Raw genomic sequence first — 12,686 nt, 5'->3', positions numbered from 1 at the left:
ATCGATGTGCCGCAAGATCACGCGGACAGCTGTCGCCGTACTCGCGCCGGTGTTGGTGCTGCTCCTGTCGGCCGGCGCGGCGGAGGCGGCGTCGCCGACGCCCGCGCCGAACCCGCCGGGGTCGGCGGACGGGGATCCGAACGACTTCACGGGTACGCCGTGGGTCGTGGTCGGCGCCGCGGTCGCCTTCGTGCTGATCATCACGATGACCCTGCTGGTGTTCAGGACTCGCAGCAGGACACGCAGGTAAGGAGAGACGACGTGAGTGACTTCCGGAAGGGCGACACGGTGGAGTGGGACAGCCACGGCGGTACGGCGTACGGCACCGTGGAACGCAAGATCACCGAACGCACCGAAGCCGGTGGTCGCACGGTGGACGCATCGCCGGACGAGCCGCAGTACCTGGTCCGCAGCGAGAAGTCCGGCGGCACGGCGGTCCACAAACCATCGGCCCTGCGCCGCCGGAGCTCGTGATGACCGACCAGGACGCGACCCGCCGCGAGTTCCGCGACGCCGTGAACATGACGCCGAAGCAGCTGGAGGACTGGCTCGGGACGGACGAGTCGAAGGACGTGGGCCAGAAGTCCGGCGGCGACTCCGAATCCGTCGGCCACCGCAGCGGCCGCCGGATCATCGAGCTTCTGAACACCAAGAAGGACGACCTGACCGACAGCGACTACGCCCACATGCGCAAGGTCATCGGCTACGTGCACCGTCACAGCAAGCAGCGCCCGTCCGGCGACGTCACCGACACCGACTGGCGCTACTCCCTCATGAACTGGGGCCACGACCCAGCCAAGTAGCCGGATGTAGGCCCCTGGCTCACATCGTGGTGACCATGCCGCCGTCGATCAGTATGTCGGTGCCGGTGATGTTGCCGGCCGCGGACGAGGCGAGCAGGAGGACGACCTGGGCTACTTCGTCCGGGTGGGTGAATCGGCGTGTCGGCGTGTCGGCTACGGCCGCGTCGCGGATCGTTCGGGCGTCTACACCCTGCGCCTGGCTCAGGGTGTCTGCTACGCCGCCAGGACCGAGCCAGAGTGCCGTCTCGACCGGGCCCGGACTGACGGTGTTGACGCGGACGCCCGCGGGACCGAGTTCCTTGGACAGAGACTTGCAGAAGCTGCGGAGGGCGGCCTTCGCGGCGCTGTAGTCGATCACGCCCGGGTCGGGCAGCGAGGCGTTGACCGAGCAGATCGTGACGATCGTCGACGGCGCCGCACGGATCAGATGGGGGAGCGCGGCCCTCGTCGCGCGGACGGCGGAGAGCAGGTTGACCTCGAGCGCCCACTGCCAATCGGCGTCCGTGACCGATTCGAAGCCCTGCGTGCGCGGCCGTACCCCGCCCACGTTGTTGACGAGCACATCGATGCCGCCGAACCGGTCGACGGCTTCGTCCACGAGCGCCTGGCAGCCTGCCGTCGTGGTGAGGTCGCCGAGCACCGCCACGGCCTGACCGTCCTTCGTCAGCGAGGCCAGTTCGTCGCTGCCGTTGAGCGCCCCGGCAGCGACGGACGCACCCTCCTCCCGAAGGGCCCGGGCCACCGCGAGCCCGATGCCCTTGCTCGCGCCCGTCACCACAGCGGTCTTCCCGTCCAGCCCGAGCTTCACAGGGACTGCCCCCGCAGCCAGGCGAGGCATGTCTCCGCGACTTCGCCCCACCCGGCGTCGATGACCAGTGAATGGCCCCGATCAGGGAACGTCTTCAGCTCCGTGACGGCATCGGAATGCCGGTACTGCTTCAGCGTCGCCCGGGTCACCGACTCGGGAACCGTGTGGTCCTTCCCGCTGGCGATCAGCAGGAGCGGGCCACGGTCCTGGTTGGCGGTGTCGACCTCGGCAGGGGAGTGCGGGGTGAAATTCGCGCTCGCCGCCTCGAACAGGGGCCGGCCGGGAGCCGGAATGGTCCAGCGGCTGTGCAGCTGGGCCGACTCCTCGTCGGAGACCGCGTTCCCGAAGGCGAACTTGAACTGCTCGACGGTCAGCGAGACGGCCCGGTGCTTGTTGGCCGGGTTCTTGAACACCGGCAGCGTCGCCCGCAGCGCCGACAGCGGCACGGGCAGGACGCCCTTGATCTGAGCGGCGTCGATGGCGATCGCCGCCTTGGCGCGGTTCTGCCCGAGGAGCTTCTGGGCGATCATCCCACCGAACGAGTGACCGATCAGGATCGGTGGTTCGGGCAGCTCGTCGATGATCCCGGCGAAGTGCGCCACCACCTGGTCGATCCCGTGATCCGCGATCGCCTCCGGGGTCCGGCGCGACTCCTCGACGGTCTCGCCGTCGCCCGGCCAGCCCGGCGCCTGCGCGTCGTACCCTTCGTCGCGGAACCGTGCCAGCCACGGTTCCCACGACGTGGCGTGCAGCCACAGCCCGTGGATGAAAAGCACGGATGTTCCCACAGTCGGCTCCCTCGTCCCCGCCGGGTGCTGGAGCGCACCGCGGCACCTGCGACGCTATGACGGCCGGGACGCGGTGTGCTTCAGTCGGATGACTGCACGTCCTTCAGCCGGTCCGTCAGTACCCCGGCCAGCTGCTGTCGGCTGGTGACCCCGAGTTTGGGGAACAGCCGGTAGAGGTGCGAGCCGATCGTGCGGTGCGACAGGAAGAGCCGCTGGCCGATCTCCCGGTTGGACAGCCCTTGCGCTGCGAGTTCAGCGATCTGGGCCTCCTGTGGCGACAGCTGTTCGCGTCCACTGGCGGTGGGGTGCCAGCCGCGCTCGCCCGTCGCTCGCAGTTCCTGGTCGGCTCGCAGTGCCCACGGCTTGGTGCCGAGTGCGTCGAAGGCGGTTCGGGCCGCACGCAGTGGATCCCGGGACTCGGTGACCCGTCGTTGGCGGCGCAGCCACGAGCCGTAGCTGAGTTGTAGCCGGGCTTGGTGCCAGGGGAACGGGCGCGCGGCGCCTGCCAGTGCCCGGCGAAACTGGTCTTCGGCGACCGTGTCGTCGGCCAGCACGGCCCGGCAGTACTCGAAGGCGATCGTGGTGCCGATCGCCGAGGAGCCGTGTGCCTGCTCCTCGAGGAAGTCGACGGCTTTCCTCGCCTCGTCACGCCGGCCGCTGCGGGTCGCGGCCTCGACCAGGTAGCTGATGGTCCAGAGCTGCTGCACCTGCTGGTAGGCGGAGTCGGTCGGCACGAACACCCGATGGAGTTCTGCGTACGCCTGGCCGGGTCGATCCGCGCCGAGTTCCCCCAGGCCGCGGGCGAGCTGCGCGCCGGCCAGCAGGGACGAGCTCGCGTTCGGCAACTGGAGCGCGGTGTGTTCGGCCTGGAGGAGCAGCGCGGGCGACGCGCCCCAGCGTCCACTGACGGCGTCGACGAAGGCTGCCGCGAGCCGCGCCGTACCGGCCCAGACCCGCTGGCCGGTCTCGTCCGCCAGCCGGATGCCCTCGTCGGCCGACCGGGCCGCGTCGAAGACGCCGAGGTTGATCTCGGCCCACGAGCGGATCGCGAGCGCCTCCGCGAGCAGGCTCAACCGGCCGTCCGCGCGCAGATCCTGGACCGCGGTCGAGAGGAAGGACTCCGCCCGGAGGAAATCACCGGCGCAGAAGGCCGCGATGCCGAGCAGCGCCGCGACGTCCGCGCGGTCACCGGCTTCCGGCGGTGTCCGGTCCAGCTGCTGGATGACCGAGGCGCTCAGTTCGAGCGAGTCGGCGAGGCCGAGCACGGCCAGTACGCGGGGATCGCCGGACGGCGCCGGGACCTCGCGTGTCGCGCTGACGATGTCCCGCCGTACCGACTCACCCGGGTCGCGCCACCAGACCCGGCGAGCGGCTCCGAACAGCAGTTGCAGTGCCAGGTCGGCGTCGCCGTCGCCGGACGCTCGTCGCGCCAGTTGCACCAGGTGAAGGATCTCGCCCGGCTCGCTGGTCGCGCCGTCGTGGAAGACGCCGGTCAACCGGGTGAGCCGCGACCGGTCCCGCGGGCGCAGCGTGCTGCGGGTGACCCGGGACGTCACCTGCTCGACCTGGGCGAACCGGCCGAGCTGATACCCCAGTTCGGCGGCGCTGATCAGCCGCCCGGCCTCGTCCAGCGGGTCGGGACTGAGCGCTGCCGCTCGCTCGAGCCTGGACAGAGCGGTCGCGAACGCTCCCCGACGTTGCGCCTCGCCCGCGGCCTGCTCGAGCTCCGCCGCCATGGCCTCGTCCCGCCCGGACACCGAACTGGCCCGATGCCAGACGGCCCGGTCCGGAACGCCGGACAGGATCGTCGCCAGCGCGGAGTGCACCTGCCGACGCCGGTCGGGCGTCATCGCCCGGCGAAGGGCCGAGCCGATCAGCGGATGGACGATCGCGTACTTCGACCCTGACAGCGTGACGAGACCGGCGTCGAGCACGCGCCGTACGGCGTCCCGGTCGACAGCCTCGCCCGCGACGATCGCCGCCGCGGCCAGGACCTGGTCGACCTCCTCGCCGTCGTCCAACGCGGCCACATCCGCCACCGCACGGCCGACCGGATCCAGCTCGTCGGCGCGCGCGGTGAAGGCGCGCTCGAGCCGCGTGGTCATGGGCAGTTCGTCGTCCGCCCCGGCCGGCGGCGTACTCGCGAACTCGATCAGTGCGAGCGGGTTGCCGGCGGCCTGCGCGACGACGCGGTCACGGAACGCTGTCGACAGGTCGGGCGCCCGGAAGCGCAGCAGATCGTGCGCCGCGTCCGCGGGCAGACCCTCGACCTGGATCCAGGCGGTCGTCCGATCGTCGCCGAGCAGCGGCGACTCGGATCCCGACGTACTGAGCAGAACCACGCGCTCGGCGGCGATCCGTCGCGCCACGAACGCCAGCGTGTCGACCGAGGCGCGATCCATCCACTGGAGGTCGTCGAGACAGACCAGGACCGGTGCGTCGGCGGCCGACTCGACGAGCAGGTCCAGGACCGCGAGCGATGTGAAGAACGGGTTGACGTCGGGTGCCTCGACCAGCCCGAAACAGGCCAGCAGCGACTGCCGTTGAGGCGCCGGCATCGCGGAGATGCGCGGCAGCACCGGCGCCAGCACCTGGTGCAGTACGGCGTACGGCAGTTGCGACTCCGACTGGATGCCGCGGGCGCGCAGTACGGTGAAGCCCGCGCTCTCCGCGTACGTCGCGATCCACGCCTGCAGCGCGCTCTTGCCGACACCGGGCTCGCCGGTGAGACCGATCGAGAAGCCGCCGCTGTCCACCTGGTCGAGCCGGCGCCGCAGGCGGTCCTGTACCTCGTCGCGACCGAAGAGCCGCCCACCATCGGTCACCGTCATGAACAGAGCATGCGCTGCCGGGTGCCTTCCGTCCAAGCCGCCTGCAGTCGTCGATTGAGTCATCGTCCTCAAGCGCGCGGCGGTCCGACGGAACAGTCTCGGGGAAACCGTCCCCGACCACCAGGAGCGCCCGATGATCAGCCGACCCACGATTGCCTTCGTCCATGGCGCGTTCGCCGACTCCAGCGGCTGGTCGGCGACCATCGCGGCGCTGGACGCGGAGAAGTTCCCGGTCATCGCGATCCCCAATCAGCTGCGCGGGCTCGCCGGTGACGCCCGCTCTGTCCGCAGCGTGCTGGAGACCATCGAAGGCCCGGTGGTGCTCGTCGGACACTCGTACGGCGGGGCAGTGATCGGCGAGGCCGCCCGCGGTGCGGACAACGTCGCGGCGCTCGTGTTCGTCGCGGCGTACATCCTCGACGAGGGCGAGAGCATCGCAACCGTCCTCGATCCGCAGCGGTTCCCCGGCAGCCTCCTCGGCCCGGACACCACCCTCGAGCGGCCGTTCGCCAACCCCGACGCCCCCGGTGGTACCGACAGCGACCTGTACATCGCGGTGGATCACTTCGCCGAGGTGTTCGCGGCGGACCTCCCCGAGGAGCAGACGCGGCTGATGTCGTTGGAGCAGCGGCCGCTGTCGCTCAGCGCGTTGACCGGCGTCGCGGCCGCCCGCCCCGCCTGGCTCGACAAGCCGTCCTGGGCACTGATCGCGGAGCACGACAACGCGATCCCGCCCGCCGGCCAGCGCTGGATGGCCGAACGCGCCGCCGCGACCCTCGGTTCCGTCGGCTCCTCACACGCCGTCATGCTGTCCCAACCGGCAGCCGTCACCGAAACGATCCTCGAGGCCGCCCGAGGCATCGGGTGACCGGCTACTCCCGCAGGATCTTGGTCATCGGTTTGCCCTTGGCGAGTTCGTCGACCAACTTGTCCAGGTAGCGGATCTTCTGCATCAGCGGGTCGTCGATGTCCTCGACGCGCACACCGCAGACGACGCCCGTGATCGACGACGCGCGGGGATTCAGTCGCGCGTCGGCGAAGAAGTCCTCGAACGTCGTACCCGCTTCCAAGTGACCCTTCAACGCCGCGTCGTCGAATCCGGTCAGCCACCCGATCACCTGGTCGAGCTCGGCCTTCGTGCGCCCCTTCTTCTCGACTTTCGCCACGTACAAGGGATACACAGACGCGAAACTGACGGCGAAGATCCGGCTCATCCACCAAAGCTAACGTGTGCCCGGATGACTCCTGGCGGCGACATCGGCGGGTTCTGCGGTTGTGGGCGCGGTGGGGAGGCCGTTGGCGGCCGGGTCGAGGTTGATCGTGCGGGGTGCCGGCGTGTCCGTGGTCGGCGGTGCGGGCCTGGGTCTGCGGGCGACGTACGCGCGGAAGCGTCGCGCCGATCGGACGTCTCGGTACTCCTCCTCGACCGACTCGTCCAGGGCCGGTGTCGCGACGCGGCGGCGCTTGCTGGTGATCACCCACGACAGCCAGATGCCGGCCGCTCCGGCCAGCATCAGGATCACTCCGACGGCGGGCAGGTCGACCGCGTCGCTGCGGTCGCGCAGGCCGAAGGCGATGATCGCGCCCGCGGCCATCAGAAAGATCCCGAACCCAATACTCATCACGCCGCCTCCCTTGACCGGGCTCTGACGAGCCCCCGGTACCCACCGTCAACCCTTGGACAGCGCCTTGCCGTCGTGGTCGGCCGGTCTGATGGAATGAGCGGATGACCACGACAGACGCGCGGCCGGCGCTGCGGTTCGACGATCCGGAGAGCCAGGCGCTGTACGGCGCGACGTACGCGGCGGCGCTCGAGAACCTGCTGGGCACCAACACGGTTCCGTACGGCGAGATCCACGCGCGGAGCGGGTTGATGGATCCGGCCGTCGGTATGGTCCGGGCCGGCGGCGGCTACGAGCAGCCGTGGACCAGGGACGCGACGATCAACAGCTGGAACGCGACGAGCCTGCTGGCGCCGGCGCTGGCCGCGAACACGTTGTGGGCGGTCGTCGAGAAAGATGCCGAGGGCAAGCTCAGGCTGCAGCAGGACAGCCAGCAGTGGGATCAGGTGGTGTGGACGGTCGGCGCCTGGCACCACTATCTGGTGACCGGCGACAAGGACTTCCTGCAGAGCGCGTACGCCACCGTCGCGAACACCCTCGCTCTCCGCGAGCAGGCGACGGTCTTCGGCCCCGATGCGCGCTACGGCCTGTTCACCGGTCCGTCGTTCTTCAACGACGGCGTGTCCGGCTTCCCGGCGCCGACGGCCGACGGCGGCGAGTCGCGGGGGAGCGAGAGCACGTCGTACCCGGATGTCGTCTCGTCCATGTACCTCAGCACCAACGCGCTCTACTACGCGGCCTACACCCGAGCCGCCGAGATGGCTGACATGCTCGGCGGGCCGGCCGACAGTCATCGCGCCAAGGCGACGGCGATCAAGCAGGCCGTCAACGAGCACTTCTGGAACCCGCAGACCGGAAGCTACAACTACGAGCTCACGGCCGACGGCACACCGGGCGTCTATCAGGAAGGTACGGGGCTCGCCTTCGCTCTGCTCTTCGGCATCGCCGACGACGCTCGAGCCAGTGCCCTGATCTCGAACGCGCAGCGGATGCCGTGGGGAATGCCCGACACCTATCCGCACTGGGACAGGTACTCGAGCGCGGAGCCCGGGCGGCACAACGGGATCGTCTGGCCGCTCGTGCAAGGACTCTGGGCGAAGGGCCTGGCCGAGCGCGGCGACCTGGAGGGGTTCGCGAGCGAGACCACGCTGCTCGCGCAGCTCGTCAGGAACAGCGGCGGTTTCTGGGAGATCTACGACGGGAACACCGGTGCGGTCGAGGGCGGGTACCAGGGCGCAACCGGCGTACTGACACGCCGCTGGGACTCGGAGCCGGACCAGACCTGGTCGGCGACGGCGTTCATCGACATGATGCACACCGGTCTGTTCGGGATGAGGTTCGACGCGCACGGCCTCACGTTCGCGCCGTCCCTCCCGGCCGGCTGGGGCGAGGTCACGCTGAGCGGGTTGCGGTACCGCGACGCCGGCCTGTCGGTGACGCTTCGCGGTACGGGCAACGTCGTCCGCGCGTTCGAGCTCGACGGCAGCCCGCGGACGGAGTTCGGCGTACCGGCATCACTGCAGGGGGAACACACGATCGAGATCACGCTGGACACGGCCAGGCTGTAGCGCCGGGGTAGCATCTGGTTCCGATGCCTACAGTTCGCGCTCGCCGGCCGCGCCCGGCCGACATGACCGTTCCCGCCGGCGCGCGCACGGTGTTCACCGACGGCGCGTGCTCGGGCAACCCCGGGCCCGGCGGGTGGGCCTGGGCGCTGTCGACGACCGAGTTCGCGGCCGGTCACGAGGCCGTCTCGACGAATCAGCGGATGGAGATCCGCGCGGCGCTCGAGGCCGTGCGGGCCAACGACGGTCCGCTGCTGGTGGTGTCGGACTCGACGTACGTCGTCAACTGCTTCCGCGACCGCTGGTACGCCGGGTGGCTCGAGCGCGGGTGGCTCACGTCGGCGAAGAAGCCGGTCGCCAACAGGGACCTCTGGGAGCCGCTGGTCGAGTTGGTGGTCGAGCGTGGCGATGTCGCCTTCCAGTGGGTGAAGGGTCATTCCGGCCACGAGATGAACGACTTCGTCGACCAACTGGCCGTCGCCGCCTGCTTCCCCTCACACTGACCGTTGCCGGTCGGTCGATGGTCGGCGCATGATCGAGGGATGGATCGCAGGTACGCCGTAGGTGTGCTGAAGAAGCCCGCACCCGTCATCGCCGACGACGAATCCGTCGAGCGCGAGGCGGAGACCGCCGCGGCAATGACAGGGCTCGGGCGTCGGCCCGGTCTGCGGTCACCGGGAACAGCCGGGCCTGGCGCCAGGCGAGCTCCGGCGAGCGTGGGCCGCGCGCTGGCCGGGAGCGGGAGGCCCTTGGCGTCCGAGGTCCGCGCCAGGATGGAGCGCCGGTTCGGGCACGACTTCTCGAAGGTGCGCGTGCACACGGACGACAGCGCGAGCGAATCGGCCCGAGACGTCGGCGCCTCCGCGTTCACCGTCGGGGACGACATCGTCTTCGGTCGCGGCTCCTACGCTCCGACGAGCCCGGCGGGACGGCAGGTGCTCGCGCACGAGCTGGCGCACGTCGTCCAGGGCACCCCCGGAGTGGTTCGGCGCTATCGCAGCGCGAAGGCGTTCAACTTCGGGGTGGAAGACGAAGCGGGGCTGAAGGAGGACTCGTTCAACCCGACGACCGACAAGGCGACCAAGCCCTGGATTCAGTCGGTCGCAGTGTCGTTCGCGAGCAAGGACACGGATGCGGACGGCTTCAGCTTCTGGAAGGGAACGGGCACGGCGTCGTACTTCAACAATCCGGTGAAGGGCACCGACTTCACCTTTCCGGTAGCCGGCGGGTCCAGCGGGCTGGGGCTGACGGACCGGGGCAACTTCACCGTGCAGCGGATCGAGGGTGCCGGCTACAACAGCGGCTCCTTCTCCGGGACGGCCGGGGTGGACTTCAAGCTGTCCGAACGAGAAGGGCCGAATCAGAGGTACAGCAAACCGGACGCATTGGGTGACCGGCTCAGCAACATGAGCTTCGCGGTGTTCTACAACCGGGGCGAGGCGCTCCACGCGGGTCCTGTCGACGCCAGCTCACATGGCTGTGTACACGTCGATTGGGGAACCATGAGCACGATCAAGCGGCTGAACTATCACAGCGTCATCGGTCTCACGAAGGTCTCCGTCACCTACCCCAAGGCGCCGTGATCTCCGGCCTGGCGACGCCTTGGCGCGTGCTGCGCATCGTGTCACAGTGGGGGAGGGCCAGGCTTACCGCTCGTTGCGCTTCCCGGTGAGTCCGACTCGCCATGGCTGAGCCAGGGGGGTGCGCTATGGATGAACTACGGGTGCGTCTGCTCGGACGCTTCTCCTGTGAGCGGGCCAGAGCACCGATCGAGTTGCCACTCGGTCTGCAGCGGCTGGCGGCGTTCCTGGGGCTTCGCGGCATCTCGCACCGCTGCCTGGTGGCCGGCGCGTTGTGGCCGGACGTACCGGAGACACAAGCTCTGGCGAGTCTGCGGACGACAGTGTGGCGGATGAACCGGCTGGCGGCAGGGATATTGGAGACTGCCGGCGACGGGCTGTGCCTCGCCCCCGGCGCCTGGGTCGACACTGTTGAGCAGGAGCGGGTCGTCGACGATGTGCTGAGTCGGCGGGAGGTCGACGACTCGACGTTGAAGACTCTCTGCCAGCCGGAGTTGCTGGCCGGCTGGTACGACGACTGGGTCGTATTCGAACGAGAGCGGCTGAGCCAGCTCCGTTTGCACGCACTGGAGCTCGCTGCTCGGCTGTTCGTCGAGAAGGAGAGGCTGGACGCCGCGCTGCGGCTGGCACTGGAGGCGGTGCGGACCGAACCGTTGCGCGAGACCGCGAACGAGGTGCTGATGACCGTGTACGTCGCGGAGGGAAACATGTCCGACGCGATCCAGCACTACCGGGTGTACCGCGACCTGCTGTGGAGCGAGCTGGGCATCGAGCCGTCGCAGCGACTGAGTGTGATGCTGCCGCAACGGAGCCGGATGTTGACACCGACGTGACGGTCGGGAGCGCATGAATGGTCCATGAGCATCGAGGACTCCCGGCCCGGCGGCCTCGTCGTGATCCGGCTGTGGACGGAGGCGGACGGGGTGATCCGCGTACGCCTCACCATGTCCACCGACCCCCGGGAGAAGGCGGCGCGGACGGAGGTGGTCACGAGCCGGGACGAGGTGCTGAGGCTCGTCGAGCGCTGGTTCGACGAGATCCTCGGACCGGTGACGTGAATGTGACGGGCACCGGAGTTCGCTGGGAGCACTGGCCGACCGGCGGATGGGACACAGATCATGCCCTCGACACTGAGCGCACCCGGAATCTACATCGAGGAGTTGCGCGGAGGGCCCGGCCCGATCGTCGGGGTCAGCACGTCTTTCACGGCGTTCGTCGACTGGTTCGCGCGTGGACCGGTCGGCGTCGCTACGCGGGTGGACAGCTTCGACGAGTTCACCCGCGTCTTCGGCGGGCTGCACGCTCAGAGCTGCGCGTCGTACGCCGTGATGCAGTACTTCCTGAACGGCGGCGCGACCGCATGGATCGTTCGTGTCGGCCTGGCTGATGACAAAGCAGCTACCGGGAGCCTGAAGGACGAGGACGACGCGGACACCCTGACGGTGACCGCGTCGGCCGCAGGCGCGTGGGGCAACGGCGTTCGGGTCGCGGTGACGGCCGGCGCCGCCGGTGCGGTGAACGTCGTCGTCGGTGAGGTCGGCGCCGACGGAACGATCGCGGTCCGCGAGGTCCACCGGAACCTGCAGGCGGCGGAGCTGATCGCGGCAGTCAACGAGGCGTCGGACCTGATCCGGCTGACCGATATCGCGGCCACACCCAAGGGCCCGGAACCCGTCGCCGCCACGTCCACGGGCGAGCCGTCGGACGCGACGACCTACGGGGCGCTGACCGGCGGTGCGGACGCCACCGTGCTGAAGGCCGACGGTACGGCGAACGACGCGACGCGGCTGTCGGCCGCCCTGGAGGCGGGCCTGGCTCCGCTGACCCGGATCGAGCCGGCTGTCTTCAACCTGCTCTGTATCCCGGCGGCCGCGACGCTCGGCGGCGACCTGGACGATCTCGTCGACAAGGCGTCGAAGTTCTGCGAGGACAACTTCGCGTTCCTGATCGTCGACCCACCGCCCGGCGCGGCGACCGACACCGGCGCGGAGATGGCGGCCTGGGCGGCCGGTACCGACGCCCCCGCCGGATCGAGGAACGCTGCGATCTACTGGCCGCGCCTGCGCATGCCGGACCCGCTGGCGAACGGGGTGCCGCGCGACATCGGTCCGAGCGGCGCGGTGGCCGGGATCTTCGCCCGGACCGACGCGACCCGCGGCGTCTGGAAGGCCCCGGCCGGCATCGAGGCGACGCTGCGGGGCGCGGACCTGAACTCGGTCGTGAACGATGCCGACAGCGCGCGCCTGAACCCGATCGGCGTCAACGCCTTGCGCACGTACCCGGTGGTCGGGAACGTCGTGTGGGGTGCACGGACCTTGGTCGGCGCCGACCTGCTCGCGAGCGAGTGGAAGTACGTTCCGGTGCGACGTACAGCGCTCTACATCGAGCAGAGTCTGCGCGCCGGTCTCAAGTGGGTCGTCTTCGAGCCGAACGACGAGCCGTTGTGGTCGCAGATCAGGCTGAACGTCGGGGCGTTCCTGCAGGACCTGTTCCGCAAGCAGGCATTCCAGGGCGCGACTCCTCGGGACGCGTACTTCGTCCGCTGCGACCGGACCACGACGACACAGGGCGACGTCGATCGCGGGATCGTCAACATCTTGGTCGGGTTCGCGCCGCTGAAGCCGGCCGAGTTCGTCGTCATCCAGATCCAGCAGATGGCCGGCCAGGCCGCCGCTTGAGAGGCAGCACG

The 12,686-nt window shown here is 69.7% G+C and carries 15 protein-coding genes; 10 read left to right on the top strand and 5 right to left on the bottom strand.

From position 1 onward, the window contains the following. Positions 1-4: 4 nt before the first annotated feature. From ABZW60_RS16895 to ABZW60_RS16885, 3 genes are read left to right on the top strand one after another with little or no spacing between them, the layout of a single operon-like run. The gene (locus ABZW60_RS16895) at positions 5-250 is read left to right on the top strand and encodes a hypothetical protein (RefSeq protein WP_355477699.1); all 246 of its coding nucleotides are present in this window, start codon (positions 5-7) and stop codon (positions 248-250) included. Positions 251-261: 11 nt separating this feature from the next. Beyond that, a complete protein-coding gene (locus ABZW60_RS16890; protein WP_355477697.1) occupies positions 262-474 on the top strand; it encodes a DUF2945 domain-containing protein in 213 nt (70 codons plus the stop codon). Further along, entirely contained in the window at positions 474-803 is a 330-nt protein-coding gene (locus tag ABZW60_RS16885; protein WP_355477695.1) for a DUF3140 domain-containing protein, read from the top strand. Before ABZW60_RS16890 ends, ABZW60_RS16885 begins: the two co-directional genes overlap by 1 nt. A 19-nt stretch (positions 804-822) precedes the next feature. Here ABZW60_RS16885 and ABZW60_RS16880 read toward each other — a convergent pair whose 3' ends face one another. The 3 genes from ABZW60_RS16880 to ABZW60_RS16870 form a co-directional block, all read right to left on the bottom strand. Then, on the bottom strand, positions 823-1,611 hold the full coding sequence (locus ABZW60_RS16880) for an SDR family oxidoreductase (protein ID WP_355477693.1): 789 nt from the start codon (positions 1,609-1,611) through the stop codon (positions 823-825). Then, complete coding sequence (locus ABZW60_RS16875; RefSeq protein ID WP_355477691.1) at positions 1,608-2,399, bottom strand: alpha/beta hydrolase; 792 nt, start codon at positions 2,397-2,399, stop codon at positions 1,608-1,610. The genes ABZW60_RS16880 and ABZW60_RS16875 overlap by 4 nt, the downstream gene beginning before the upstream one ends. Before the next feature lie 80 nt (positions 2,400-2,479). Then, the gene (locus ABZW60_RS16870) at positions 2,480-5,230 is read right to left on the bottom strand and encodes an AAA family ATPase (protein ID WP_355477689.1); all 2,751 of its coding nucleotides are present in this window, start codon (positions 5,228-5,230) and stop codon (positions 2,480-2,482) included. Positions 5,231-5,363: 133 nt separating this feature from the next. Between ABZW60_RS16870 and ABZW60_RS16865 the strand changes: the two genes are divergently transcribed. Next, positions 5,364-6,098, top strand: coding sequence for an alpha/beta hydrolase (locus tag ABZW60_RS16865; protein WP_355477687.1), 735 nt, complete (start codon positions 5,364-5,366; stop codon positions 6,096-6,098). A 4-nt stretch (positions 6,099-6,102) separates the two neighbouring features. Here ABZW60_RS16865 and ABZW60_RS16860 read toward each other — a convergent pair whose 3' ends face one another. Together ABZW60_RS16860 and ABZW60_RS16855 are read right to left on the bottom strand one after the other, a co-directional pair. After that, a complete protein-coding gene (locus ABZW60_RS16860) occupies positions 6,103-6,444 on the bottom strand; it encodes a DUF2200 domain-containing protein (protein ID WP_355477685.1) in 342 nt (113 codons plus the stop codon). 9 nt (positions 6,445-6,453) lie between these two features. Beyond that, entirely contained in the window at positions 6,454-6,852 is a 399-nt protein-coding gene (locus ABZW60_RS16855; protein ID WP_355477683.1) for a DUF6458 family protein, read from the bottom strand. A gap of 104 nt (positions 6,853-6,956) precedes the next feature. Here ABZW60_RS16855 and ABZW60_RS16850 point away from each other — a divergent pair, with 104 nt between their 5' ends. The 6 genes from ABZW60_RS16850 (at position 6,957) to ABZW60_RS16825 (ending at position 12,675) form a co-directional block, all read left to right on the top strand. After that, positions 6,957-8,420: a glycosyl hydrolase family 65 protein gene (locus ABZW60_RS16850; RefSeq protein ID WP_355477681.1), complete on the top strand. Its 1,464-nt coding sequence runs from the start codon at positions 6,957-6,959 to the stop codon at positions 8,418-8,420. 23 nt (positions 8,421-8,443) lie between these two features. Then, positions 8,444-8,920, top strand: coding sequence for a ribonuclease H (locus tag ABZW60_RS16845; protein WP_355477679.1), 477 nt, complete (start codon positions 8,444-8,446; stop codon positions 8,918-8,920). A gap of 39 nt (positions 8,921-8,959) precedes the next feature. Next, positions 8,960-10,000, top strand: a complete 1,041-nt coding sequence (locus tag ABZW60_RS16840) for a DUF4157 domain-containing protein (RefSeq protein ID WP_355477677.1) — start codon at positions 8,960-8,962, stop codon at positions 9,998-10,000. A 125-nt stretch (positions 10,001-10,125) separates the two neighbouring features. Beyond that, a complete protein-coding gene (locus ABZW60_RS16835; RefSeq protein ID WP_355477675.1) occupies positions 10,126-10,830 on the top strand; it encodes a BTAD domain-containing putative transcriptional regulator in 705 nt (234 codons plus the stop codon). Between the two features lie 24 nt (positions 10,831-10,854). Further along, entirely contained in the window at positions 10,855-11,055 is a 201-nt protein-coding gene (locus tag ABZW60_RS16830; protein ID WP_355477673.1) for a hypothetical protein, read from the top strand. A 60-nt stretch (positions 11,056-11,115) separates the two neighbouring features. Next, on the top strand, positions 11,116-12,675 hold the full coding sequence (locus tag ABZW60_RS16825; protein WP_355477671.1) for a phage tail sheath C-terminal domain-containing protein: 1,560 nt from the start codon (positions 11,116-11,118) through the stop codon (positions 12,673-12,675). The last annotated feature ends 11 nt before the right edge of the window (positions 12,676-12,686 follow it).

The organism is Kribbella sp. NPDC003557 (genome assembly GCF_040610805.1).
Lineage (GTDB): Bacteria > Actinomycetota > Actinomycetes > Propionibacteriales > Kribbellaceae > Kribbella.
This window is presented reverse-complemented; position numbering and strand designations above follow the sequence as displayed.